This window comes from Sinomonas sp. ASV322 (assembly GCF_030908245.1).
GTDB lineage: Bacteria > Actinomycetota > Actinomycetes > Actinomycetales > Micrococcaceae > Sinomonas.
The window spans coordinates 150,876-174,446 of record NZ_JAVFJJ010000009.1; the positions used below are offsets into that span (position 1 = coordinate 150,876).

Genomic DNA, 23,571 nt, shown 5'->3' on the forward strand with positions numbered 1-23,571 from the left:
GCACGTGGGCGCGAGCGTGCCGGCCGGAGTGGTCCGGCCGGAGGGTGTGTGGCGTCCGGACGGACCTGATCTCGTCGTCGAGGCGGACAACGCGGAATTCCTCCCGTCGCTTCCCGACGGCTCGTTCACGATGGTCTACATCGATCCGCCCTTCAACACGGGTCGCGCCCAGCGCCGCCAGTCGATGACCATGGTCCGGAGCAACGACGGCGACCGCATCGGCTTCGGCGGGCAGCGCTACGAGACCATCAAGGGCGCCCTGCACCGCTATGACGACGCGTTCGGCGACTACTGGGCCTTCCTCGAGCCCCGGCTGCTCGAAGCGTGGCGCGTGCTCGCGGATGACGGGACGCTCTACCTGCACCTCGACTATCGCGAGGTGCACTACGCCAAGGTCATGCTTGACGTGATCTTCGGGCGGGAATGCTTCCTCAACGAGATCGTGTGGGCCTACGACTTCGGCGCGCGCACGCGCCGGCGCTGGCCCACGAAGCACGACACGATCCTCGTGTACGTCAAGGACCCCGAGAAGTACCACTTCGACAGCGCCGAGGTGGACCGCGAGCCGTATATGGCCCCCGGGCTGGTGACGCCGGAGAAGCGCGAGCTCGGCAAGCTGCCCACTGACGTCTGGTGGCACACGATCGTCTCTCCGACGGGGCGTGAGAAGACCGGCTATCCGACGCAGAAGCCCGTCGGGCTCGTGCGGCGCATGGTCGCGGCCAGCTCGCGGCCCGGCGATTGGATCCTCGACTTCTTCGCGGGCTCGGGCACGCTCGGGGCCGCGGCGCATGAGCTCGGCCGTCGCTTCGTGTGCGTTGACGCGAACGCCCAGGCCATCGAGGTCATGGCCGCCCGCCTCAGCTCGGCGACCGTGGTCCGGGCCGGCTAGGGGCGCTTCGCACGGACGACGACGGCGCCGCTCGCCTGCCGTTCGATCTCCGCGAGCACCTCGGGCGCGGTGGTGTTCTCGCCGAGGCGGTTGGCCTTGCCGGCCCCGTGATAGTCGGACGAACCGGTGACGAGGAGGCCGTGCCGCTCGGCAAGTTCGAGGAGGAACGGCCGCCGCGCCTCGGGATTGTCTCGATGGAAGACCTCGAGCCCCGCGAGGCCCGCATCGATCATGTCGCGGTAGGTCGCTTCGCCGACCGTCCGGCCGCGCGCCTCGGCCACGGGATGGGCGAAGACCGGCACTCCTCCGGCGGCCCGGACGAGCTCGACGGCGAGGGCCGGCTCGGGCGCGTAGTGCTGGACGAAGTAGCGCGAGCGCGAGGAGAGGATCGTCGCGAATGCCTCCGACCGGTCACCGACGATGCCCGCCGCGACCAGCGCGTCCGCGATATGCGGCCGCCCCACGGTGGCTCCCGGTGCGAGGTGCTGGGTGACGTCGTCCCACGAGAGCGGGTAGTCCTCGGCGAGCAGCGAGACCATATGCTCGGCGCGGCTCAGGCGCGCGTCCTTGGCCTTCGTGATCTCCTCGAGGAGCCCGCGATGCGTGGGGTCGTGCAGATAGCTCAGGACGTGGACGCTGATCCCCTCTGCCGTGCGGCACGAGACCTCCATGCCGGGCACGAGCGCGACGCCGAGACTCTGTGCGGCATCCGACGCGTCGGCCCACCCGCCGGTCGAATCGTGGTCTGTGATCGCGACGGCGTCGAGGCCGGCGGCCAGCGCGGCGGCGACGAGGCCCGCGGGGCTCTCGGTGCCGTCGGAGACGCTCGAATGAGCGTGCAGATCAATCCTCACCCGACCACGATAGCCTCAGCGGCGGGCCCGAGCCCTGACCCGCCCGGCCAACGCTGGACTTGAAGGGGGCCGGTGCAAGAATGGCATCGTGATTGCTTCAGAAACGGTGCCGGGCCACGAGCCCAGCCACCCCTCCCAGCAGCCCTCCGTCCAACCGCTCGAGGACCGCGTCGACAACCGATCACAGCGGCCCAGCTCCGACGCCTTCAAGAGGTTCATGGCCTCCCAGTGGGCTCCCGCGGATGCAGCGCTCCCGCCGCTCGGCGCCGTCGCCGAGTTCGCGGCCCGCCGTCGTCGCGCGATCTCGGAGCGCTTCCCAGGCGAGCGCCTCGTGATCCCCGCGGGCCCTCCCAAGGTGCGCTCGAACGACACGAACTACCGCTTCCGCCCGCACTCCGCGTTCGCCCACCTCACCGGCCTCGGCGTCGACCACGAGCCGGATGCCGTGCTAGTCCTCGAGCCTGTCGAGGAAGGAGCGGGCGACGGCGGAGGTCACCACAGCGCGACGCTCTACTTCCGCCCGCTCGCCGGCCGCGACACCGAGCAGTTCTACGCGAACGCCCACACGGGCGAGTTCTGGGTCGGTCCGCGGCCTACGCTCGCCGAGCTCGAGACCAGCCTCGGGATCGCGACCGCACACCTCGACGAGCTCGAGGTCGCGCTCACGAAGGGCGTCGGTGCGCCCGAGATCGGCGGCGTCTCCGTGCGCCTCGTCCGGAAGGTCGACGAGAACATCGACGCCCTCGTCGACACTGCACGCTACAACACCGCCCTCGACCCCGAGAGCCTCGACCTGAGCCAGCTCGACGCGCTCGACGATCAGCTCGCCGAGGCCCTCTCCGAGCTTCGGCTCACGAAGGACGCGTGGGAGGTCGAACAGCTCGAGGCCGCCGTCGCGTCGACGGCCGCAGGCTTCGAGGCGATCATCCGGGCTCTGCCCCGCGCCGTCGCGCATCGCCGCGGCGAGCGCGTCGTCGAGACGGCCTTCTTCGCGAAGGCCCGCGAGGAAGGGAATGACCTCGGGTACGACACGATCGCGGCGAGCGGCAACAACGCGACCATCCTCCACTGGATCACCAACACCGGTCCCGTGAGGGAGGGCGACCTCCTGCTCGTCGATGCCGGCGTCGAGGCCGAATCCCTCTACACGGCCGATGTCACGCGCACGATCCCGGTCAGCGGCCGCTTCAGCGAGGTACAGCGCCGCGTCTACCAAGCCGTGCTCGACGCCGCGGATGCCGGTTTCGCCGCGGCCCGCCCCGGCGTCAAGTTCCGGGAGGTCCACGCAGCGGCCATGAAGGTCCTCGCCGCGCGGCTCGCGGAGTGGGAGCTCCTGCCCGTGAGTGCCGAGGAGGCGCTCGCCCCCGAGGGCCAGCAGCACCGCCGCTGGATGCCGCACGGCACGAGCCATCACCTCGGTCTCGATGTCCACGACTGTGCGCAGGCCCGCGCGGAGCTCTACCTCGACGGCGAACTCAAGCCCGGCATGGTGTTCACGATCGAGCCTGGCCTTTACTTCAAGGCCGAGGACCTCGCGATCCCGGAGGAGTACCGCGGCATCGGCGTGCGCATCGAGGACGATATCCTCATGACGGAAGACGGGCCGGTCAACTTGAGCGCCGAGCTCCCCCGTATGCCCGACGACGTCGAGGCGTGGATGGAGCGGCTCGGCTGACAGACAGGGCGAGCTAGACCCTCGAAGCGTGAGGTCTCGCGGCGAACGTCATTGACGATTCGACGAGGCCTCACGCTTCGGCTTAAGACTTGTCTTCCTCGTCGCGGGGCTGATCCTGGTCGATGCGGATCCCGTACTGGGGCCGTCCGTCGGGAAGATCGTGGTACCCGGACCCGCTGCGGGGCGGCTGGCCCTGCTGCTCTGGCTCCGCGGGCTCCTCGGGCCGTTCCTGAGGATGAGGGCTGTTGACGCCGTAGGGGTCGGTCCAGCCCGACGGCCGCTGCGGCGGCTGCTCCTGCGGCGGCTGCCACTGGCCCTCCGGCGCGCCCCACCCCGGATGGCCCTGCTGGTCCTGGCCGTGCTGGTCCTGCCCGTGCGGGTTCTGGCCAAAGTGGCCACCGCCGCCCTGCTGCCACGGCTGCTGGCTGCCCCAGCCCGGCTGCCCGTGCGACATGGGGAGCTGGTGCAGGAGCCGGCGCGCCTCGACCGCAGCTTCGAACGCGACGACGACGTCGTAGCTCGTCGGGAGCACTTGGCTCGTCGAGGTGAAGTCGCGCTTTCCGCGCTGCGTCGCGTACGTGACGATGCCGAAGAGCATGAAGAAGGCCGCACCCATGAGCACGGACGTGATGATCGACGGGAGGCCCGCGCCGGTCGAGAAGAACGAGAGCAGGACGCCGACGAACAGGCCGAACCACATGCCGCTCAGGGCGCCGTTGAGCGCGACCCTCGGATAACTGAGGCGACCGGTCACGCGCTCGACGAGCTTGAGGTCATTGCCGACGATCGCCACGAGCTCCACGGGGAACTGCTGGTCGGCGAGATAGTCGACCGCCTTCTGGGCATCGAGGTAGGACGTGTACGATCCCACGACATCCCCCTGCGGGAGGGATCGCGCCTGATCGATGGGGCCGCGAGAACCGAACATGTTCGCCATGCCTTAATTCTTACCCGAGATGTCGCGGTCGGCCTGTGTTTCCGCTCAGAGTGAGCACGAACTTGCCTCTGGAGTAGCCTAAGGACGTGAGCCCCAACCCTGCCCGTGTGTTCGTCGCGCGGCTGCTCGGCCTCGACGTGTTCGACCCGCTCGGCGATCGCGTCGGGCGCCTCCGCGACGTCGTCGTCATAGCGCGCGGCCAGCGGGCGCCTCAAGGCGTCGGCATCGTCGTCGAGGTCCCCGGCAAGCGCCGCGTGTTCGTGCCGATGACCCGGGTGACGTCGATGGACCAGTTCCAGGTCATCACGACGGGCCTCGTCAATCTGCGTCGGTTCGAGCAGCGCGGCGCGGAGATGCTCGTGCTCGGCGACCTCTTCGACCTCGGCGCGACGATCCTCGATGACGGCATCCAGGGCACCGTCGAAGACGTCGCGATGGATCAGCAGCGCAACGGCGACTGGCTCGTGAGCAAGCTCTTCATCCGGAGGGAGACCCCGGGCCGCGGGCTCCGCAGCCTTCGACGCGGCGGGACCGTCCTCGTCGACTGGGACGAGGTCCGGTTGGACGCGCGCGGCGGGACCCGCGCCGCGACCCACTTCCTCGCGAGCCACGAGGACCTCCGCCCTGCGGACTTCGCGGACGCGATCCAGGAGATGAGCGACCAGCGGCGCCTCGAGGTCATCACCGAGCTCCAGGACGAGCGGCTCGCCGACGTTCTCCAGGAGCTCCCCGAAGACGATCAGGTCGAGATCCTCTCGTCGCTCGACAACGAGCGTGCCGCCGACGTCCTCGAGGAGATGGACCCCGACGACGCCGCGGACCTCCTGGCCGACCTCCCCGCCGAGCGCGCCGAGGAACTCCTCCAGCTCATGGAACCCGACGAGGCCGACGACGTGCGCCGCCTCCTCCAGTACGACGAGGGAACGGCCGGCTCGATCATGACGCCGGTTCCCGTCATCCTCCCTCCCGAGGCGACCGTCGCGGACGCCCTCGCGCACGTTCGCCGCGAGGAGCTGAGCCCTGCGCTCGCCTCGGCCGTGTTCATCTGCCGTCCTCCGCTCGAGACGCCGACGGGCCGATACCTCGGCACCGTCCACATCCAGCAGCTTCTGCGCAGCGCGCCCCCCGAGCAGCTTGGGTCGATCGTGGACAGGGGCCTCGAGCCCGTGTCCGACCTCGCCCCCCTCCACGAGGTCGCCCACGCCATGGCGCAGTACAACCTCAACTCGCTCGCCGTCGTCAATGACGGCGGCCGGCTTGTCGGGGCCGTCACCGTCGACGATCTCCTCGACCACCTCTTGCCCGAAGACTGGCGCACGCACGACGACGAAGCGCCCCTGAGGAAGGTCGGAGGAAGCTTTGGCTGAGCCGCGCAAACTGCTCCCGGGTCTCGACATCCCGCTCGAAAGCCGAACGCGGCTCCTCCCGACCTTCAATCCAAATCGGGACACGTTCGGTCGCTTCGCGGAGGCCTTCGCCCGCTACATGGGCACCCCGCAGTTCCTCGTCTACATGACGCTGTTCTGCGTCGTCTGGCTCGCATGGAACACGCTCGCCCCACAGGAATGGCAGTTCGACCCCAAGTCGCTCAACTTCACGCTCCTGACCCTCCTTCTCTCGCTTCAGGCCTCCTACGCCGCGCCGCTCATCCTGCTCGCCCAGAACCGCCAGGACGACCGCGACCGTGTCCAGATCGAGCAGGACCGCTCACGCAGCGAGCGGGGCCACGCGGACACCGACTACCTCACGCGCGAGGTCGCCTCCCTGCGGCTCGCCCTGCGGGAGGTCGCGACGCGCGACTTCGTCCGCGCCGAGCTGCGCTCCCTCCTCGAAGAGCTCTCGGAGCAGAACGCCACTCTCGGGAACTCCGGCAAACGGCGCAAAGACAAGAAGGAGCGCGCCGCACGCGCGCAGGAGTCCGAAGAGGCCCAGAGCGAGTCCCTCGAGCCGGCCGTGTCGGGGCCCGCCGCCGCCCAAGGAGACAGCGAGCAGTGACCGTTCCTGACGAGGCGGCAGTCCGCGCCGCGCTCTCGACCGTGATCGACCCTGAGCTCCGCCGGCCCATCGACGAGCTCGGCATGCTCGCGGGCGTGGCGCTCGACGGCGGCCGGGTCACCGTGCGTGTTCTCCTCACGATCGCGGGCTGCCCCCTCCGCGGCACGATCGACGCCGACGTCCGCGCCGCGCTGACAACGGTGCCCGGCGTCGACGAGGTTGCGATCGAGCTCGACGTCATGACGCCTGAGCAGCGCCAGGCCCTGCGCGACCGCCTCCGCCCGGTGCGCGGGATCCCGTTCGCACGCCCTGAATCCCTCACGAAGGTCTTTGCCGTCGCGAGCGGGAAGGGCGGGGTGGGAAAGTCCTCCGTCACGGTCAACCTCGCGTGCGAGCTCGCGTCCCGCGGTCTCCGGGTCGGCATCGTCGACGCGGACGTGCATGGGTTTTCCGTTCCGGCCCTCATGGGCATCTCTCAAGGCCCCACGCGGGTCGAGGACATGATCCTCCCGCCCGTCGCCCACGGCGTGAAAGTCATCTCGATCGGCATGTTCGTGACGGGGAACCAGGCGGTCGCGTGGCGCGGCCCCATGCTGCATCGGGCGCTCGAGCAGTTCCTCACCGACGTCTACTTCGGCGACCTCGACGTCCTCTTCCTCGACCTGCCTCCGGGCACGGGGGACGTCGCGATCTCCGTCTCGCAGCTCCTCCCGAGCGCCCGGCTCCTCATCGTGACGACGCCCCAGGCCGCCGCAGCCGACGTCGCCGAGCGCGCGGGCTCGGTGTCCGCGCAGACGGGCCAACTCGTCGCAGGCGTCGTCGAGAACATGTCCGCCATGACGCTCCCCGATGGGACCGTTCTCGAAGTCTTCGGAAGCGGCGGCGGCGAGCGCGTCGCGGAGCGCCTGACCGAGGTCCTCGGCGCCCCGGTCCCGCTCCTCGGGAAGGTGCCGCTCGACGTTGCGTTGCGCGAAGGCGGCGACGCGGGCGTGCCGATTGTCCTCCGAAGCCCGGATTCGCCGTCGGCCGTCGCGCTCAAAGCCGTGGCGGGCCAGCTCGCTTCCGCTCCCCGCGGGCTCGCGGGACGGAACCTCGGCGTCTCCCCCCGCTAGACCAGACGCGGAGCGACGACCGAGCGGACGACGGCGGGCCGCCCGGCGAGGTGCGGCTGCCTTACGTCGCGTCGGTGTCGAACGGCGCGGGCTGACCGGGGGCGAGCCGCTCGATCGTGCGGACGGGAGCCTGCGGGGCGGCCTCGGCGAGCGCCGCCGCAGCGGCGGCCGCGGCCTGGGCGACGGCGGGGTCCTGGGTGTTCTGCGAGCCTGCGGGGGCGTCCTCGAGGAGCGCGTCGCGGATGATCTTGCGGGGGTCGTATTGCCGCGGGTCGTATTTCCGCCAGTCCACCTCGTTGAGGTCGACGCCGGTCTCTTCCTTGAGCTGTTCCTTTGCGCCAGTGGCCATACGGCGGAGTTCCCGGACGATGTTCGTGAGCTTCTGCGTGTATTCGGGCAGCCGCTTGGGGCCGATCACCAGGAGCGCGATGACCAGCAGGATGAAGAGTTCGTTCATTCCGGGCACGATCGAAGACTACCTTCTGCGCACGCACCCGGACGATTCGTCCGGGGCCTCGTCACGTCAGGGACGCCCTGCCGCGCTGAGCACGAGGTGCAGCCCCCTCGCGAGGCGGTCCGCGGGGTTCTCCTCTGCGGTCGGCGCACCGGTCGCCTGGCCGGCGCCCTGCGCTAGAGCGGCGGTCTGCGCGGTCGGGAAATCGGACGAGAGGACGGTCGTCTGGACCACTGACGACGCGCGGGACGGTCGCTGCTCCATGAGCGAGATCCGGTGGGTTCCGTCGCTGATCCGCAGGAGGAGCGTCGGGACCCCGTTGAGGACGTAGCCTTCGGCTGACTCGACGCGCAGACCCCGGATCTCGAGCTCGGGACAGTTCCAGCCCGCCGCCGAAAGCGCCTGAAGCTCGGACGCCGTCAGGGTGCGCCCCGCGCCGTCGATCCTGACCGTCGCGGGCCAACTCGCGGCCGCGCCCGGGACGAGCGGGTCGCCAGCGACGACATAGGCCGTGAGCGCGAGCGCCGCAAGCGCCATGGCGGCCCCGCCGACCGCGACGCCCGCCGCTTTGAAGATCCTCCTGCGCGGCGAATCGCCCTCGGCGAGCTCGGCCGCCAGCGCCAAATGCCGGGTCTGCTGGACGAGCCGCTGCGTCAGATCCGAGCTCGCGTTCGGTACCGGCGCACCGCGGAGCGCGGCGAGATAGCGGCGCTCCGATTCGACGGCAGCACGGCATTCAGGGCAGGCGGCAACGTGCTCAGGGTCCCGCGAGTGGTTCCCTGGGCCGCCGAAGAGGCCCAGCCGACGTCCTTCCCGCATGCGCGAGCCTCAGCGCAGGCCGGCGACGCGCGGCAGGGAGAGGCGCGGCTTTCCAGCGCCACGCCGGGGGTCACGATGCGCGAGCTTCTCGCGCAGAAGCGTGCGGCCGCGATGGATGCGCGAGCGCACCGTTCCGAGCTTGACTCCGAGGGCGGCCGCGACCTCGTCGTAGGAGAGCCCTTCGAGGTCGCAGAGGACGACGGCGGCACGGAAGTCCGGCGGGAGCTCCTCGAGGGCGGCCTGAACGTCGAGGTCGAGGTTGTTCATCTCGTAGCTGCGCTCGGGTCCCGGCTCTTGCCCTGGGATGCGCGCCTCGGCGTCTTCCGCGAACGCGTCGAAGCGGATGCGGCTCTTGCGCCGCGCCTGATCGAGGAAGAGGTTGGTCGTGATGCGATGGAGCCAGCCGTCGAGCGTTCCGGGCTTGAAGTTCTCGAGCGAGCGGAAGACGCGCACGAAGACCTCCTGGGTCAGGTCCTCGGCGTCATGCTGGTTGCCCGTGAGCCGGTACGCGAGGCGGTACACCTTCGCGGAATGTTGGGCTACGACGTCTTCCCATGTTGGCGGCACCCAATCGGAGGGAACCGGCTCGGACGGCGCCTGGGCGGCCGCGACACGCTGTGGAGCCACGTCACGCACCTCACCTTCGCTTCCTGTGCGGCCGCACTCTGCCGCGGACCCCTGATCCACGTGCAACCGCTGCGGAACCCCAGTCTGACAGCCGATGCTGAACGTTCGCTGATCATTCAGCCAAGGGCGTAGCGCAGCGCGTGACCCCGGAGGCGATAGGCTTGAGGGGCATCCCGAGCCGAAAGCGTTTCCTGACATGACCGACAAGTCCACCAGCTGGGCTTACGCTGAGGGGCTTGCCGTCGAGGACACCGTTGTGGCCCGCGCGCGCGAGCGTTCCCTCGAGCTCGGCGTCTCCCCCGTACCCCCGGGGGTCGGCGCCGTCCTGACCATTCTCGCAGCCTCGTCCAAGGCCAACGCAGTCGTGGAGGTAGGCACTGGCGCTGGAGTCTCCGGCGTCTGCCTTCTCCGAGGCCTCCGCGCCGGGGCGACCTTCACGACCATCGACACGGATGTCGAGCACCTCAAGGCGGCCCGCCAGGCGTTCACGGAGGCGGGCATCCCGGCGAGCCGGGTCCGCACCATCCCGGGACGGGCCGGCGCTGTCCTCCCCCGGCTCAACGATGCCGCCTACGACCTCGTGTTCATCGACGCCGACAAGGCCGGAACGCCGTCGTACGCAGATGAAGGGGTACGCCTCCTGCGGCCGGGCGGCCTGCTCGTGATCAACGATGCCCTCGACCGCGACCGCGTCGCGAACCCCGCCCATCGGGGCCCCGCCGCCGTCGCGCTGCGCGCGCTGCACCGCCGGCTCCTCGAGGACGAACGGCTCGATGCGGCCCTCTTGCCGACGGGAGAGGGCCTGTTCCTGGCGTCCCGGCGCTGACGTGGCCAGATCCCGCCCAAGACGAAGGAGGCCGGCCCCTCTCGGGGCCGGCCTCCTTCACGTCAGTCGCGCGGACTACTCGGTCACGCCGACGAGGCATTCCTTGAGCTGCGCTGCCTCCTCGGCATTGAGCTCGACGACAAGCCGTCCGCCGCCCTCGAGGGGAACACGCATGATGAGGCTGCGACCCTCCTTGGTAACCTCCATCGGGCCGTCGCCGGTGCGCGGTTTCATGGCTGCCATCTGAACATCCCCTCCAGTGAGTTCGCCTGCTGAATATCGCAGGCCCATCGGACGCACACCTTGCGCACCGTCCTTTCACCACGGTGATGCGAGGCCCCGCCACGTTGTACTTGCCTTTACATTATCAGCAGGGGTACCGCCCGGTAGTCAGGCGCCCCGGTCACGGCGGCCAGGAGCCGCCGCCGGGGAGTTCGGACCACTTCCACAGCCACACGACCCACATGATCTGCAAGAGCACGAACATCACGAGAGCCGTGCCGCGATACGCACGCGAGCGGGACAGTGCTGCGCCCGCGAGCGCGAGCGGGAAGAACGGGAGCATCATGCGGAAGGTGCTCGTCTGGGGATAGAGGAACGCGAGAAGGTACAGCGCGTACGCGGCGCACCAGAGCCGCAGTTCGACGCCGACGAGCCGCACGTGTGCGCTCGTCAGATACAGGACGACGACGGCGACGAGCACGAACGGCGCGATGGTTCCGAGCACGGGACCGAAGAGGTAGTGACCCGTGTCGAACCACGGCATGAACGGCACGAGATCGCTCCCCCGCCACACGGCCTCGGTGTCCGTGTAGGCCGTCATGACGCCCGTCGCGGCCCACGCGATGGCGGGCCAGGCGAGGGCCAATGCGCCGGAAGCAATCGTGAGGACGGCGAGGCGGGCGAGCTCCCCGAGGGCGGCCCCGTGGGTGCCGCGGCGGAACCAGCGGATCACCCAGAGCGCCGCGAGGGCCGCGGCGAGCGGGACCCCGATGGGCCGCGTGAGGCACGCGAGCGCGACGACGGGGATCGCGGCAAGGTAGCGACGCTCGACGATCCAGAGGAGGGCCCACGCGAGGAAGAGAGTCCCGAGGGATTCGGCGTACGGCACCTGGAGGATCGCCGAGACCGGGAAGAACGCGAAGAACGCGACCCCCCACATCGACGTCCCGTGCTCGGCGAAGTGGCGGAACAGCCTGTAGACCACGAGCGCGGCCCCGAATCCGGCGAGCATCGCGATCGCCTGCGCGACGATCTGCCACGGGATGGTCGTGGCGGCCGCAAGGATCCTCACGAGGTATGGGAAGACGGGGTAGAACGCCCACGCATTCTCCGTCACAGTGCCGGAGGGCGAGCGGGGAAGGACGCTCGGGTAGCCGTGCTGGACGATGCGGCCGTACCACTCCGAGTCCCAGATCTGCAGGAAGTGGAAGTAGTCGGGCTGCGGGGGGAACCAGGGATTCATACCCTGCTGGAGGGCCACCGCGGCGAAGATCAGGAATGAAACGACTCGCGACGCGGCGAACAGCACGAGGACTTGGGTCCACCACGGGCGCCTCGCGAGCCACCCCGTTGACCGAAGGGCGCCCGACGCGAGTGCCGCGTGGACGGACGACGACGGCGCCCGAGTCGGCGTCGTCGCCCGCTCGGCGTCATCGTCGTCAAAGGCTGCGGAGCGCGCCCCGCCGGCGGAACCGGGCGACGACCACGCGCCGTCGCCCGCCCTGGTGACGCTCATGCGTCAGGCTCGGTCCGGGCGTCGACGCCCTTGCGCAGGCTCGCGATCTCGGCGTCCTGCGCGGCGATGCGGTCGCGGAGCCGCTCGAGGACCTCATCGACCTGGTCCATGCGGTACCCCCGAAGGCCGAGCGAGAATCGGACGCGGTCGACGTCGGCGGCGCTCGGCTGATCGGGAAGCAGGATGGGCGGCAGTCCCGGGGAGGGTTCCTCGAAGCCCTTCGCGATGGCATCGGGGACCTGACGTCCCCGATACGCGGCCACGCCGAACCAGACCACCCCCGCAAGGAGGAGGATCGCGAGGAAGACGAGGAAGAAGCTCACTCGCCGTCGGCCTTGTCGGACATCCAGGCCTCTTCCTCTTCCTCGGCCGAGCCGTACATGCCGCCGCGCCGCTCCTCGGTCTCGCCCCGGACGCCGGCGAGCACGCGGTAGACGGCGTCCTCGGCCGTGTCCGTGATCTGAATGAGATCGAGGTCCTCGGGAGAAATCATTCCCTCGGCCAAGAGCGTCTCCTTGAGCCAATCAAGGAGCGGGCCCCAGAACCGCGAGCCGACGAGCACGATCGGGAACGACGTGACCTTCCCGGTCTGGACGAGAACCATGGCCTCGAAGAGCTCATCGAGCGTTCCGAGGCCGCCCGGCAGAACGACGAAGCCGTGGGCGTACTTGACGAACATCGTTTTGCGGGCGAAGAAGTACCGGAAGTTGATGCCGAGATCGACCCACGGGTTGAACCCGGTCTCGAACGGCAGCTCGATTCCCAGGCCAACCGAGGTCCCTGAGCCGTTGACGGCGCCCCGGTTGACCGCCTCCATCGAGCCGGGGCCCCCGCCCGTGATGACGGCGACGCCCTCGCGCGCGAGCAGGCGCCCGATCTCGACGCCCATCTCGTAGTAGTCGCTGCCCTGCTTGGTGCGGGCCGAGCCGAAGATGCTGATCGCCGGGCCGAGTTCGGCGAGAGCGCCGAAGCCTTCGACGAATTCGCTCTGGATGCGCATGACCCGCCACGGATCCGTGTGGACGAAGCGCCCCGCGCCATGGGTGTCGAGGAGGTGCTGATCCGACGTCCCCTGGAGCGCTTGGCGTCGCCGCAGTTCGAGCGGTCCCTTTCGCCGGGAAGGGACGGAACGGTCGTCGCGGCGCGGTGATTCCGTGGTCATGCTCCAAGGCTAGCGGTCTCGACTGAATCACGATTGCCGCGCAGGGCGTTCGGTTCCCGAGCCCCCCACCGTAATCTCCGTTACATTGAAACCTATGACAACCGAAGCACCCTCGGCTCCACTCGTCTCTGTCCAGAGCGTGAACAAGCACTACGGCCAGCTTCACGTTCTCAAGGACATCAACCTCGACGTCCGCAAGGGCGAGGTCGTCGTGGTCATCGGTCCGTCCGGCTCCGGGAAGTCGACTCTGTGCCGAGCCATCAACCGACTCGAAACGATCGAGGCGGGCAGCATCTTCATCGACGGCAAGAAGCTCCCCGACGAAGGCAAGGAGCTCGCCAGGCTCCGCGCCGACGTCGGCATGGTCTTCCAGTCGTTCAACCTCTTCGCACACAAAACCATCCTCGAGAACGTCACGCTCGGGCCCATCAAGGTCAAGGGTGTCGACAAGGCGGCGGCAGAGAAGGACGCCATGGCCCTCCTCGAGCGCGTGGGCGTCGGGCAGCAGGCCCCCAAGCTCCCTGCCCAGCTCTCGGGCGGCCAGCAGCAGCGCGTCGCGATTGCCCGGGCGCTCGCGATGAAGCCCAAGGTCATGCTCTTCGACGAGCCGACCTCGGCCCTCGACCCCGAGATGATCAACGAGGTCCTCGACGTCATGGTCGAGCTGGCCCGCGAAGGCATGACGATGATCGTCGTGACCCACGAGATGGGCTTCGCCCGCAAGGCCGCGGACCGCGTGGTGTTCATGGCGGACGGCCAGATCGTCGAGCAGGCCAAGCCCGAGGAGTTCTTCACGAACCCGCAGAGCAGCCGCGCGAAGGACTTCCTCTCGAAGCTCCTCACGCACTGACCCTCATACCCCAGCACAATCCCATCCAGGGCCACGGCCCGCCGAGAAAGGAATGCTGACATGGCACTCTTCCGCACCAAGAAGGCCGCCATTGCCGCCGCGACGGCGGTGCTCGCACTCGCCCTGAGCGCGTGCGGCGGATCCGGAGGAGGTGGCGGCGGTTCGACCGAGTCGGGGGCCTCGGCGCCGTACACCGTCGCCTCCAACGTCTCGCTCACGGGCAGCCCGACCTTCGACAAGATCAAGTCGGCGGGCAAGGTCCGCATCGGCGTCAAGCAGGACCAGCCGGGCCTCGGCTTCAAGGACGCCGCGACGGGCGAGTACTCCGGCTTCGACATCGAGATCGCGAAGTGGGTTGCCGCCTCGCTCGGCTACTCGAAGGACAAGATCGAGTTCAAGCCGATCCCCTCGGCCAACCGTGAGTCCGCGATCCAGAACGGCGACATCGACTACTACGTCGGCACCTACTCGATCACCGACAAGCGCAAGCAGCAGATCGACTTCGCCGGGCCCTACTTCATCACGGGCCAGGGTCTTCTCGTGAAGAAGAGCAACACGACGATCAACAGCGACAAGGATCTCGCGGGCAAGACCGTCTGCTCCGCGACCGGTTCGACGCCTCTCCAGAACATCACGAAGAACTACCCGGACACCAAGACGACCTCGTTCGAGACGTACTCGCTCTGCGTCGATGCGCTCAAGGACGGCCGGGCCGACGCGGTCACGACCGATGAGGCCATCCTCATCGGCTACGCCGCCCAGGAGCCCGACGCCCTCAAGGTCGTCGGCAAGCCGTTCACGGTCGAGAAGTACGGCGTCGGCTTGCCGAAGGGCGACACCGCGCTGCGGAAGTTCATCAACGACATGTTCACGAACGGCAAGAGCACGTGGCAGAAGATCTACGACTCGACTCTCGGCAAGTCGGGGACGAAGGTCGAGCAGCCCGCCGTCGACAACTACTGACAGGCGGTCGGCGGGCGGGACGCGAGGCGTCCCGCCCGCCGCGCGTTCGCCTCGAAAGAGAAGGCTGAAGTGAGCACTCTCCTCAACAACCTCGACGTCTTCACGACCGGATTCAGGAACACCATCATCCTGTTCCTCGTCTCGGGCCTCTTCGCCCTCATCCTGGGCACGATCATCGGAACCATGCGGGTCTCCCCCGTCCCGGCCATGCGCGGGTTCGGCACGCTGTACGTCAACGTGGTTCGCAACACGCCACTGACGCTTGTCTTGTTCTTCTTCGCCTTCGGCTACCCCAAGCTGGGCTTGCCCGAAATCGACTTCACGACCGCGGCGATCGTCGGCCTGAGCCTCTACACCGCGAGCTACGTGGCCGAGGTGCTTCGCTCGGGCATCAACACAGTGCCTGTTGGGCAGGCGGAGGCGGCGCGCGCGATCGGCCTGCCGTTCCTGCAGACGCTCACACTCGTGATCCTGCCCCAGGCCTTCCGGTCGGTGCTCCCCCCGCTCTTCAGCGTGCTCATCGCGCTCCTGAAGAACACGACTGTCGCCGCGGGCTTCTCCGTCGCTGAGGCCGGGTCGATTCGCGCCTTCCTCGCCGAACGCGGCGAGCCCGGCATGATCGTGCTCCTGTGGGTCGCGCTCATCTTCGTGATCCTCGTTCTGATCCTCGCGCAACTCCAGCGCTACTTCGAGAAGAAGTGGAAGGTGGCCCGATGAGCTCCGTTCTCTACGACGCACCGGGGGCCAAGGCCCGCATCCGCCATCTCGTGCTTGGCGTCGCCACCTTCGTCGTCGTCGTCGCGATCATCGGATTCGTGATCTGGCGCTTAGCCGAGACCGGCCAGTTCACCGAGGCGAAGTGGAAGATCTTCACGTTCCCGTTCGTGCAGCAGACGATCCTTCAGGCCGTCGGCGCAACGCTCTCCGCCTTCGCGGTGGCCGCGGCCGGGAGCCTCGTCCTCGGCTTGGCCTTGGCCGTCGGCCGTCTCTCGGACCGGGCATGGGTCTCGACCCCATTTCACTGGTTCACCGAACTGTTCCGCGCGATCCCCGTGCTCATCCTCATGATGATGTTCTACTACGGACTCCCTCCGCTCCTCGGGCTGAAGTGGCCGCCGTACGTCGCGGTCGTCGTCGCCCTCGTCCTCTACAACGGCTCCGTGCTCGCCGAGGTCTTCCGCGCAGGCATCGAGGCCCTCCCTAAGGGACAGCGGGAAGCCGGGGTCGCGATCGGTCTCACGAAGTCGCAGGTCACGTCGATCATCCTGCTTCCGCAAGCGGTTCGGTCGATGCTGCCCGTGATCATCTCGCAGCTCGTCGTGACCCTCAAGGACACGGCCCTCGGCTTCATCGTGACGTACAACGAGATCCTGTTCCAGGCCAAGTACTTCGGCTCACAGATCCAATACGGCTCCCCGATCGTGCCGTCTGCGATCGTCGCCGGCGTCCTCTACGTCGGGATGTGCCTCATCCTGTCCGGCCTCGCGAAGCTCGCCGAGCGCCAGCTCCGCCGGAGTCAACGGGTCGCCGGGCCGAAGAAGGGCGCACCCGCGCTCAACGCGGCTCAGGACGCCGCGACAACGATCTGAGCCTCGACGCTCCCCAACGTTCAGGGGTCAGCTCCTGTGGGTGTTCCACCCACAGGAGCTGACCCCTGAACGGATTAAGTGACCCTCGAAAGAACTAAGACACCAGCCAGTCGCGCAGCGCGCGGAAGCACGCGCGCACATCGTCGGGCTCGACGCGCTCGTCGTCCTTGTGGGCGAGGAGCGCGTCGCCGGGGCCGAAGTTCACGGCCGGCACCCCGAGCTCGCTGAAGCGCGCGACGTCGGTCCAGCCATATTTGGGCTTGGGCTCCTGGCCGACGACGGCGACGAAGGCCGCCGCGGCTGGGTGTGTGAGGCCCGGCCGTGCGCCCGGCGCACCGTCCGTCCGGACGACGTCGAAGCCGTCGAGCAGCGCGCGCACCTGGGCCTCGGCCTCGTCGAGGCTCTTGTCCGGGGCGAAGCGGTAGTTGATCTCGACCGTGCAGCGGTCCGGTATGACGTTCCCCGCCGTGCCGCCCGAGATCCTGACCGCGTTGAGGCTCTCGCGGTAGTCGAGGCCGTCCACGCGCACGGTCGCGGGCTCGTACGCGGCGAGCCGGGCGAGGATGGGCGCGGCGGCATGGATCGCGTTCTTGCCCATCCACGCACGCGCCGAATGCGCTGCCTCCCCGAGCGTCGTCGCCTCGACGCGCAGCGTGCCGTTGCACCCGCCCTCGACCGTGCCGCCCGTCGGCTCGAGAAGGATCGCGAAGTCCGCGGCGAGCAGCTCGGGGGCCGTGCGCACGAGCCTCAGGAGCCCGCTCTTGGAGGCCTCGACCTCCTCGTGGTCGTAGAAGACGAAGGTGACGTCGCGCGCCGGGCGGGCGGCGCCGTCGTCGTTCGCTTGTCCGCCGAAGAGCATGCCGGCGAGCGCGAGCTGGACCGCGACGCCGCCCTTCATGTCCGTCGCGCCACGGCCCCACAGCGTCCCCTGCCCCGGCTCGCCGTCCCACGACGACGGGACGGTGCCGCGCGCACCGTCCGTCGCGGGCAGCGGGACGGTGTCGAGGTGCCCCGCGAGGATCACGCGTTCGGCGAGGCCGAATTCGGAGCGGGCGACGACGGCGTCCCCCTTGCGGGTGACGACGAGCCCCGGGAGGGTGCGCAGGGCCGCTTCGACGGCGTCGGCAATCGCCCGCTCGGTTCCCGAGACGCTCGGGATGTCGAGGAGATCGGCGGTGAGAACAGCCACGTCGCGGGTCAGGTCAAGCGTCACGGTGGGAACCTCGTCAACGGGCGTCATTTCACCGATCATAGTCCGGGTGCGAATACACTTCCCGGCGCGAGTTCGGCCCGATTGTCGCGCCTCGCTAAACTTGACGGCATGACTGAATCCTCCGCCGCACCCCGCGCTGCCCACGGCTTCGGCCTCGCCACGATCGCTGTCGCAGCAGGGGCCGACGGGGCCGAAGAGGCCACCGTCCTCGACGTTTGGTTCCCGGCCCCGGCGCTCGGGACGGCCGCAGAGCATCTGAGCGACGAGGCGGTCGTCGATGCCGCCCCGGCCGAGCTCGTGGCGGCAGCCGAGGGCGGCCAGGACGCCGAGCGCGGCACCCAGCTCAAGGTCGTCTTCGTGCAGATCGACCTCGACGAGGCCCCGGCGGACACGGCCGATGTCTATCTGCGCCTCCACCTCCTCTCGCACCGGCTCGTCCAGCCCAACACGATCAACCTCGACGGGATCTTCGGCAAGCTGCCGAACATCGTGTGGACGAACTTCGGCCCATGCCTTCCCGCCGGGTTCGAGGCGACCCGCGCGAAGCTCCGCCGCCGCGGGCCCGTGACCGTGTACGGCGTGGACAAGTTCCCGCGCATGGTCGACTACGTCGTCCCGACGGGCGTCCGCATCGCCGACGCCGACCGCGTGCGGCTCGGCGCGCACCTGGCCGACGGCACGACCGTCATGCATGAGGGCTTCGTGAACTACAACGCGGGCACGCTCGGCACATCCATGGTCGAGGGCCGCATCTCGGCTGGCGTCGTCGTCGGCGACGGCAGCGACGTCGGCGGCGGCGCGTCCATCATGGGCACGCTCTCGGGCGGCGGCAAGGAGCGCATCGCCCTCGGCGAGCGCGTCCTGCTCGGCGCCAACTCGGGCGTCGGCATCTCCATCGGCGACGACTCCGTGGTGGAGGCGGGCCTCTACGTGACGGCCGGAACGCGCGTGCGGATCAGCGGCTTCAAGGACGAGTTCGGCGAGGATGCCGAGAAGGTCGTCAAGGCCGTCGAGCTCTCGGGCCAGCCGAACCTCCTGTTCCGCCGCAACTCGACGACCGGACAGGTCGAGGTGCTTGCGCGCCAGGGCCAGACGGTCGCCCTCAACGAGGCGCTGCACGCGAACTGACCGCAGCACGCTGACATGACGCAGTAGACCGACCGGTTGCCGACGCAGTGCCGGGCGCGGACGCGCCCGGCACGCGCACAGCAAGGAGCTAACGCATGGCCATGGCCCGCACCGCGCGGCGCGCGCTCACGGTACTCGTGGCTCTCGTGCTGGCCGGGCTCGGGGTCTACATCGCGTCGATCGTGCTCAATCGGAACGAGGCCCCCGTCGTCGAGGGCTGTACCGCGCTGCTCAACGGGCAGAAGGAATCCCTCGCAACGGACCAGACCGCCAACGCGTCGCTCATCACCGCGATCGCCGTTCGCCGCGGATTGCCGGCCCGAGCGGCGACGATCGCGATCGCGACGTCGATGCAGGAAGCGAAGCTCCGCAATATCAACTACGGCGACCACGCCGGCCCGGACTCGCGCGGCCTCTTCCAGCAGCGGACCTCACAGGGCTGGGGCACTGAGTCCCAGCTCATGGACCCCGTGTACGCGACGAACGCGTTCTACGACGCCCTCGTGAAAGTGTCCGGCTACGAGACACTGTCCATCACGGATGCGGCCCAGCGCGTGCAGCGTTCGGCCTACCCCGAGGCCTACTCGCAGCACGAGGACCTCGGGCGGGGCTTCGCGTCAGCGCTCACCGGCAACTCCCAGGGGGCGCTCGACTGCACGCTCCGCAAGCCCGACGCCGCGGGTGATCCGGCCGCGGTCCGCGCCGCGCTCAACCAGGCCTACGGCACCACGCCGCCGCTCGTCGTCGCGGGCGCGACCGTCACTGCACAGGCCGACGGGCCCCTCGCGTGGTCAGTTGCACAGTGGGCTGTCGCGAACGCCAAGGGACTCGCGGTCACGCGCGTCGAGGTCGGCGGGCAGGCCTGGACGCGCGACGGCAACAAGGGCTGGGCAGACGCTCAGACTCAGCCCGGCGTCGTCGTCATCCGCTTGGCGACCGGGCCGTAGTCGGCGGGTCTCGCCGGGCTCGTCAGACGAGTATCGCGAGGACGGGCTCGAGGTAGCTGCGGAACGTTTCAGGATCCTCCATGAGCGATTGGCTCATAATGACCTTGTCCGTGTTGACGAGCCACGCGCGGTCTTCTGCGAGGGGCAGCTCGATGATCGTGAGACTGAAGTCCTTCGCCTCCGGGCCAACCTCGAGCTGGCAGCTCGCGACCATCTCCTCGAGCATGCGGGACATGCCGCGGGTCTCGCGAATCGTCTCCAGCCGTTCATACTCGGCCCGTCGCTCGCGTGCCCACGTGAACGCCGAGCCGAAGTGCGCCTGGAGCGAGCGCTGAAGGGCGGGTGCCTCGCTGAAGGCCGCGAACTCGGGCGGCGCGACTTCCGGGACCTTGTCCGGATCGCCTTCGATGAGGCGCGCCCACCAGGCCTCCCATTCGCGCCGCAGCGCACCGACCCCGCCCACATGCTGGGTGAGCTGGTGATGGTCGGACTCTCGGACCCTCGGATGGGCGGGGGCGACGGGCGGGAGCCCCGCTCCGGTCAGGCCCGCGTTGTCCTTGAGGTAGAGGGCAACAAGCATGGGGCCGGACGTATCCGTTGTGATGGTCCATCCCGGCCCACGTGTCTGGTGCATAGTGTGGCTCCTCGCGCCCAGCCTGCACCTTCCAGTGTATTCCCGGTCAGGAAATCGGAACCCGGCCAAGCGTCGCCGCCTGGGCGACCACGACGGCGAGGCACAGGTCCGCGTCGAGCCATCGCCCGTGGACCAGGGCGTGCAGGGCGAGCCCTTCGACGGTCGCGAGGAGGCGCTCGGCCTCGGCCACGAGCTCGTGGGGCTCGACGTCCGGGAGGGCCGCGCGGACTGAACGGCCGACGACGGCGGCAACCCTCGCGTGCGCGGCGTCCGCAACCGGGAGGAGGGCCGCGTCCGTGCGCGCCGCGAGGCGGAAGGCCGTGAGCACGCACAGGTCGACGGCGCGCGCCTCGTCGAGCGGGAGGAGCTGGCACAGCTGCGCTACAAGATCGGCCTCAGCCTCGACGCGCCCCGCCACATCGTCCGCGACTGCCTCGAGGGCGTGGACTCGCAGCTCCTCGGCGGTGTCGAAGTAGTGCCGGACGGACCCGACGACAAGGCCGGCTTCCGCGGCCACCTCACGGAGCGAGACGCGGGCGAGGCCGTCTGCGGCGACAATCCGCTTGACGGCCTCGACAATCTCACGACGGCGCGCGGCCGCGTCGACGAATCTGGGCACGTGTCCTGTCTAGCACAGCTTCGAAGCACAGATGTGCTGCCACGCACCACCGAGGCCTGCGCGTCGAGTGCCGCCCCGTAGGATGGTTCCCATGCGCATCCTCGTGACCGGCGGCACCGGCTACATCGGCTCCCACACCGTCCTGACGCTCCTGGAGGCGGGGCACGAGGTGGTCGTGGTGGACAATCTGGCGAACTCGAGCGAGGAGGCCCTGATCCGCGTGGGCGAGCTCGCGGGCCGGCAGGCGGCGTTCGTGGAGGCGGACATCACCGACGAGGCGGCGCTGGACGCTGTGTTCGCCGCGCACTCCCCCGAGGCCGTGATCCACTTCGCCGGGCTCAAGGCCGTCGGGGAGTCCGCGGGCATCCCGCTGGAGTACTACTACAACAACGTCGCCGGGACCATCTCGCTCCTGCGCTCGATGGAGCGCCACGGCGTGCGCACGATCGTCTTCTCCTCCTCCGCGACCGTCTACGGCGAGCACAACCCGAGCCCGTACGTCGAGAAGATGGAGATCGGGGCCATGAACCCCTACGGGCGCACGAAGGAGCAGATCGAGGACATCCTCTCCGACCTCGGCGCCTCCGACCCGCGCTGGCGCATCGCGCTGCTGCGCTACTTCAACCCGGTCGGCGCGCACCCCTCGGGCCGGATCGGGGAGGACCCCCAGGGCATCCCGAACAACCTCGTCCCGTTCATCGCCCAGGTCGCGGTCGGCCGCCGCGAGAAGCTCATGGTCTTCGGCGGGGACTACGAGACCCCGGACGGGACGTGCCTGCGCGACTTCATCCACGTCGTCGACCTCGCCGAAGGCCACGCCGCCGCCCTGCGCTACCTCGAGGAGCACGCGGGCGTGCACCGGTGGAACCTCGGCTCCGGCCGGGGCACTTCGGTGCTCGAGATGCTCCACGCGTTCGAGGCCGCCGTCGGCGCCCCGATCCCCTACGAGATCACCGCCCGCCGCGCCGGGGACCTCCCCGCGTTCTGGGCCGACCCGTCCTCCGCCTTGGCCGACCTCGGCTGGTCCACCACCAAGACCGTGGCACAGATGTGCCAGGACCACTGGCGCTGGCAGAAGAACAACCCCCTCGGCTACCAGAGCAGCTGATATGGAGTAGTCCGCTGTCAAGTGGGCATGGCGAGGCGCCGCCGGGAGGGAGTCCTGGCGGCGCCTCTGTGCTTCGCGTGGCGGGCGCCGGCGAGCGTGTCGTTGGGCGACGCGCGGTCAGGCTGATATGCGCGGGTTGGCTACCGCAGGGCGGTGGTTCGGCTGGAGTCGGTCCGCGTGTCTAGGAGCGAACGTTGGCCCCAGGAGGGGGTCTGTTCATAGTTGCGCCGCGGGTGGCTCCACGCGCTGCCGCCGGCACCTTGCGCCGTGGCGAAGCGGCCTTCGGGAGTCAGTCGTCGTCCATGACTGCCAGGGACCAGCACCAGCCGGCCAGCTCGCGGGCGACGGCGACGTTGGCCACGGTCGGGCGCTTGCGCCGCTCGAGGAACCGCACCCACCGGGCGTGCAGGCGCTGGTTGCCCTCGTCGCCGCGGGCCCGTGCCGCGGCCGGGGCGAGCTCCCACCGGTCCCGAAGGGTCTTCCCGACCGCGTAGCGGGCACGGTGGTGCCAGGCGGCCTCGACCAGGAGGCGGCGGACGTGGGCGTTGCCGGTCTTGGTGATCGGCCCCTGCGCCCGGGACGCGCCCGAGGAATGCTCGGACGGGGTCAGCCCGACGAAGGAGCCGATGGTGGCCCCGGTGAACCGGTGCCAGTCTCCGATCTCTACCGCGAGGGCGAACCCGGTCAGCGTGCTGACCCCGCGCAGGCAGCCCAGGCGGTGTACGGCCGGGGCGAACTCGCTGCCCGCAGCGAGCTCCTCGATCGCGCGGTCGAGCCGGTCGCGGCGGGCTTTGACCGTCAGCACGGCCTCGTAGTCGGAGTCGAACGCCATCCGGGTCGCCCTCGAGCCCAGCGCCGGGGCCGCGTCCCTGCGCAGCCACGTGTCATGGGCCCCGGTCCAGGCATCGCCTCCGTCGTAGACGATCCCGTGCCGCAGCAGCAGCTTCGAGAGCCGGTGCCGGGCCCGCATCAGGTCCCCGCGGCAGTCCTCCCGCGCCCGCACCAGGTCACGCGCGGACTCCTGCTCCACGGTCGGGACCGCCACCGGGGTGACCTCGTCCAGGCGCAGCAGCCTCGCCAGGTGCACCGCGTCCCGGGCATCGGTCTTCACCCGGTCCCCCGACGGGCGCTGGAGCCGGGACGGGGCCGCAACCACGCACCTGACCCCCCGTGAGGTCAAGGCCCGCCAAAGCCCGAACCCCGTCGGGCCGGCCTCATAGACCACGGCGACCGGGCCTGGCAAGCAGGCCAGCCATGACCTGATCGCCTGCTCCGACGGGGCAAGCCTGGCCTGCACCAGCTCGCCGGTCACGCCGTCGATCGCCGCCGCGGCAACCGAACGGGCGTGCACATCCAGCCCAACACTCGTACGCTCAATGAACACCGGGGCCTCCCACGCATGTCGGATAGGCCGGGCAGGGGACTCTGC

26 protein-coding genes are annotated in these 23,571 nt (G+C 69.5%); 13 read left to right on the forward strand and 13 right to left on the reverse strand.

Annotated features, from left to right (window positions below; translation table 11 throughout):
• Nucleotides 1-4 precede the first annotated feature (4 nt).
• Nucleotides 5-892, forward strand: a complete 888-nt coding sequence (locus RBS12_RS13570; RefSeq protein WP_307966645.1) for a DNA methyltransferase — start codon at nt 5-7, stop codon at nt 890-892.
• On the opposite strand, the gene RBS12_RS13575 is transcribed toward RBS12_RS13570, so the two are convergent.
• Nucleotides 889-1,746, reverse strand: coding sequence for a PHP domain-containing protein (locus RBS12_RS13575; RefSeq protein ID WP_307966646.1), 858 nt, complete (start codon nt 1,744-1,746; stop codon nt 889-891). The two genes, RBS12_RS13570 and RBS12_RS13575, sit on opposite strands and share 4 nt — an antisense overlap.
• A 91-nt stretch (nt 1,747-1,837) precedes the next feature.
• Between RBS12_RS13575 and RBS12_RS13580 the strand changes: the two genes are divergently transcribed.
• Nucleotides 1,838-3,421, forward strand: a complete 1,584-nt coding sequence (locus tag RBS12_RS13580; RefSeq protein ID WP_307966678.1) for an aminopeptidase P family protein — start codon at nt 1,838-1,840, stop codon at nt 3,419-3,421.
• 82 nt (nt 3,422-3,503) lie between these two features.
• On the opposite strand, the gene RBS12_RS13585 is transcribed toward RBS12_RS13580, so the two are convergent.
• Nucleotides 3,504-4,358, reverse strand: a complete 855-nt coding sequence (locus RBS12_RS13585; protein WP_307966647.1) for a general stress protein — start codon at nt 4,356-4,358, stop codon at nt 3,504-3,506.
• 86 nt (nt 4,359-4,444) lie between these two features.
• Here RBS12_RS13585 and RBS12_RS13590 point away from each other — a divergent pair, with 86 nt between their 5' ends.
• Genes RBS12_RS13590 through RBS12_RS13600 form a run of 3 tightly spaced genes read left to right on the forward strand, consistent with a single transcriptional unit; the run spans nt 4,445 to nt 7,465 of the window.
• Nucleotides 4,445-5,725: a magnesium transporter MgtE N-terminal domain-containing protein gene (locus RBS12_RS13590; protein WP_307966648.1), complete on the forward strand. Its 1,281-nt coding sequence runs from the start codon at nt 4,445-4,447 to the stop codon at nt 5,723-5,725.
• On the forward strand, nt 5,718-6,353 hold the full coding sequence (locus RBS12_RS13595) for a DUF1003 domain-containing protein (protein ID WP_307966649.1): 636 nt from the start codon (nt 5,718-5,720) through the stop codon (nt 6,351-6,353). Before RBS12_RS13590 ends, RBS12_RS13595 begins: the two co-directional genes overlap by 8 nt.
• Complete coding sequence (locus tag RBS12_RS13600; RefSeq protein ID WP_307966650.1) at nt 6,350-7,465, forward strand: Mrp/NBP35 family ATP-binding protein; 1,116 nt, start codon at nt 6,350-6,352, stop codon at nt 7,463-7,465. Before RBS12_RS13595 ends, RBS12_RS13600 begins: the two co-directional genes overlap by 4 nt.
• Nucleotides 7,466-7,526: 61 nt before the next feature.
• On the opposite strand, the gene RBS12_RS13605 is transcribed toward RBS12_RS13600, so the two are convergent.
• The 3 genes from RBS12_RS13605 to sigE are packed head-to-tail and all read right to left on the reverse strand — an operon-like array spanning nt 7,527 to nt 9,365.
• Entirely contained in the window at nt 7,527-7,931 is a 405-nt protein-coding gene (locus RBS12_RS13605) for a twin-arginine translocase TatA/TatE family subunit (protein WP_307966651.1), read from the reverse strand.
• Nucleotides 7,932-7,988: 57 nt separating this feature from the next.
• Complete coding sequence (locus RBS12_RS13610) at nt 7,989-8,738, reverse strand: hypothetical protein (protein ID WP_307966652.1); 750 nt, start codon at nt 8,736-8,738, stop codon at nt 7,989-7,991.
• A gap of 9 nt (nt 8,739-8,747) precedes the next feature.
• Nucleotides 8,748-9,365 (reverse strand): RNA polymerase sigma factor SigE, encoded by a 618-nt coding sequence (gene sigE, locus RBS12_RS13615; protein ID WP_307966653.1) that lies wholly within the window; start codon nt 9,363-9,365, stop codon nt 8,748-8,750.
• Between the two features lie 196 nt (nt 9,366-9,561).
• On the opposite strand from sigE, the gene RBS12_RS13620 reads away from it, so the two are divergent.
• A complete protein-coding gene (locus RBS12_RS13620; RefSeq protein ID WP_307966654.1) occupies nt 9,562-10,191 on the forward strand; it encodes an O-methyltransferase in 630 nt (209 codons plus the stop codon).
• 75 nt (nt 10,192-10,266) lie between these two features.
• On the opposite strand, the gene RBS12_RS13625 is transcribed toward RBS12_RS13620, so the two are convergent.
• From RBS12_RS13625 to RBS12_RS13640, 4 genes are all read right to left on the reverse strand, one after another.
• Nucleotides 10,267-10,434, reverse strand: a complete 168-nt coding sequence (locus RBS12_RS13625) for a DUF3117 domain-containing protein (protein ID WP_138414063.1) — start codon at nt 10,432-10,434, stop codon at nt 10,267-10,269.
• A 160-nt stretch (nt 10,435-10,594) separates the two neighbouring features.
• Entirely contained in the window at nt 10,595-11,929 is a 1,335-nt protein-coding gene (locus RBS12_RS13630; RefSeq protein ID WP_307966655.1) for a hypothetical protein, read from the reverse strand.
• On the reverse strand, nt 11,926-12,252 hold the full coding sequence (locus RBS12_RS13635; RefSeq protein WP_307966656.1) for a DivIVA domain-containing protein: 327 nt from the start codon (nt 12,250-12,252) through the stop codon (nt 11,926-11,928). The genes RBS12_RS13630 and RBS12_RS13635 overlap by 4 nt, the downstream gene beginning before the upstream one ends.
• Nucleotides 12,249-13,091: a TIGR00730 family Rossman fold protein gene (locus tag RBS12_RS13640; RefSeq protein WP_307966657.1), complete on the reverse strand. Its 843-nt coding sequence runs from the start codon at nt 13,089-13,091 to the stop codon at nt 12,249-12,251. The genes RBS12_RS13635 and RBS12_RS13640 overlap by 4 nt, the downstream gene beginning before the upstream one ends.
• 94 nt (nt 13,092-13,185) lie before the next feature.
• Between RBS12_RS13640 and RBS12_RS13645 the strand changes: the two genes are divergently transcribed.
• The 4 genes from RBS12_RS13645 to RBS12_RS13660 all read left to right on the forward strand — a co-directional run bounded on the left by RBS12_RS13645 (nt 13,186) and on the right by RBS12_RS13660 (nt 16,493).
• Nucleotides 13,186-13,941 (forward strand): amino acid ABC transporter ATP-binding protein, encoded by a 756-nt coding sequence (locus tag RBS12_RS13645; protein ID WP_307966658.1) that lies wholly within the window; start codon nt 13,186-13,188, stop codon nt 13,939-13,941.
• A 60-nt stretch (nt 13,942-14,001) separates the two neighbouring features.
• Nucleotides 14,002-14,904 (forward strand): glutamate ABC transporter substrate-binding protein, encoded by a 903-nt coding sequence (locus tag RBS12_RS13650; RefSeq protein WP_307966659.1) that lies wholly within the window; start codon nt 14,002-14,004, stop codon nt 14,902-14,904.
• Between the two features lie 69 nt (nt 14,905-14,973).
• Nucleotides 14,974-15,621, forward strand: coding sequence for an amino acid ABC transporter permease (locus RBS12_RS13655; protein WP_307966660.1), 648 nt, complete (start codon nt 14,974-14,976; stop codon nt 15,619-15,621).
• Nucleotides 15,618-16,493 (forward strand): amino acid ABC transporter permease, encoded by an 876-nt coding sequence (locus RBS12_RS13660; RefSeq protein WP_307966661.1) that lies wholly within the window; start codon nt 15,618-15,620, stop codon nt 16,491-16,493. Before RBS12_RS13655 ends, RBS12_RS13660 begins: the two co-directional genes overlap by 4 nt.
• 94 nt (nt 16,494-16,587) lie before the next feature.
• Here the strand turns inward: RBS12_RS13660 and dapE are convergent, their stop codons facing one another.
• Nucleotides 16,588-17,745 carry a succinyl-diaminopimelate desuccinylase gene (gene dapE, locus RBS12_RS13665; RefSeq protein ID WP_373886522.1) on the reverse strand — a complete coding sequence of 386 codons (1,158 nt, stop codon included), beginning with the start codon at nt 17,743-17,745 and terminating at the stop codon, nt 16,588-16,590.
• A gap of 69 nt (nt 17,746-17,814) precedes the next feature.
• On the opposite strand from dapE, the gene dapD reads away from it, so the two are divergent.
• Together dapD and RBS12_RS13675 are read left to right on the forward strand one after the other, a co-directional pair.
• Nucleotides 17,815-18,834, forward strand: a complete 1,020-nt coding sequence (gene dapD / locus RBS12_RS13670; protein ID WP_307966663.1) for a 2,3,4,5-tetrahydropyridine-2,6-dicarboxylate N-succinyltransferase — start codon at nt 17,815-17,817, stop codon at nt 18,832-18,834.
• Nucleotides 18,835-18,929: 95 nt separating this feature from the next.
• A complete protein-coding gene (locus RBS12_RS13675) occupies nt 18,930-19,781 on the forward strand; it encodes a hypothetical protein (protein WP_307966664.1) in 852 nt (283 codons plus the stop codon).
• 22 nt (nt 19,782-19,803) lie between these two features.
• On the opposite strand, the gene RBS12_RS13680 is transcribed toward RBS12_RS13675, so the two are convergent.
• Together RBS12_RS13680 and RBS12_RS13685 are read right to left on the reverse strand one after the other, a co-directional pair.
• Entirely contained in the window at nt 19,804-20,415 is a 612-nt protein-coding gene (locus RBS12_RS13680) for a hypothetical protein (protein ID WP_307966665.1), read from the reverse strand.
• Between the two features lie 46 nt (nt 20,416-20,461).
• Nucleotides 20,462-21,034: a TetR family transcriptional regulator C-terminal domain-containing protein gene (locus RBS12_RS13685; protein ID WP_307966666.1), complete on the reverse strand. Its 573-nt coding sequence runs from the start codon at nt 21,032-21,034 to the stop codon at nt 20,462-20,464.
• 91 nt (nt 21,035-21,125) lie between these two features.
• On the opposite strand from RBS12_RS13685, the gene galE reads away from it, so the two are divergent.
• Nucleotides 21,126-22,142, forward strand: coding sequence for a UDP-glucose 4-epimerase GalE (gene galE, locus RBS12_RS13690; RefSeq protein WP_307966667.1), 1,017 nt, complete (start codon nt 21,126-21,128; stop codon nt 22,140-22,142).
• A 289-nt stretch (nt 22,143-22,431) separates the two neighbouring features.
• Here the strand turns inward: galE and RBS12_RS13695 are convergent, their stop codons facing one another.
• Entirely contained in the window at nt 22,432-23,526 is a 1,095-nt protein-coding gene (locus RBS12_RS13695) for an IS110 family transposase (protein ID WP_307964926.1), read from the reverse strand.
• Between the last annotated feature and the right edge of the window lie 45 nt (nt 23,527-23,571).

Coding starts and splice junctions, on each gene's coding strand:
- RBS12_RS13680 (WP_307966665.1), bottom strand. CDS start 20,415: ATGCACCAGACACGTGGGCCGGGATGGACCATCACAACGGATACGTCC.
- RBS12_RS13630 (WP_307966655.1), bottom strand. CDS start 11,929: ATGAGCGTCACCAGGGCGGGCGACGGCGCGTGGTCGTCGCCCGGTTCC.
- RBS12_RS13660 (WP_307966661.1), top strand. CDS start 15,618: ATGAGCTCCGTTCTCTACGACGCACCGGGGGCCAAGGCCCGCATCCGC.
- RBS12_RS13610 (WP_307966652.1), bottom strand. CDS start 8,738: ATGCGGGAAGGACGTCGGCTGGGCCTCTTCGGCGGCCCAGGGAACCAC.
- dapD (WP_307966663.1), top strand. CDS start 17,815: ATGACTGAATCCTCCGCCGCACCCCGCGCTGCCCACGGCTTCGGCCTC.
- RBS12_RS13640 (WP_307966657.1), bottom strand. CDS start 13,091: ATGACCACGGAATCACCGCGCCGCGACGACCGTTCCGTCCCTTCCCGG.
- RBS12_RS13585 (WP_307966647.1), bottom strand. CDS start 4,358: ATGGCGAACATGTTCGGTTCTCGCGGCCCCATCGATCAGGCGCGATCC.
- RBS12_RS13650 (WP_307966659.1), top strand. CDS start 14,002: ATGGCACTCTTCCGCACCAAGAAGGCCGCCATTGCCGCCGCGACGGCG.
- dapE (WP_373886522.1), bottom strand. CDS start 17,745: ATGATCGGTGAAATGACGCCCGTTGACGAGGTTCCCACCGTGACGCTT.
- RBS12_RS13675 (WP_307966664.1), top strand. CDS start 18,930: ATGGCCATGGCCCGCACCGCGCGGCGCGCGCTCACGGTACTCGTGGCT.
- galE (WP_307966667.1), top strand. CDS start 21,126: ATGCGCATCCTCGTGACCGGCGGCACCGGCTACATCGGCTCCCACACC.
- RBS12_RS13645 (WP_307966658.1), top strand. CDS start 13,186: ATGACAACCGAAGCACCCTCGGCTCCACTCGTCTCTGTCCAGAGCGTG.
- RBS12_RS13625 (WP_138414063.1), bottom strand. CDS start 10,434: ATGGCAGCCATGAAACCGCGCACCGGCGACGGCCCGATGGAGGTTACC.
- RBS12_RS13620 (WP_307966654.1), top strand. CDS start 9,562: ATGACCGACAAGTCCACCAGCTGGGCTTACGCTGAGGGGCTTGCCGTC.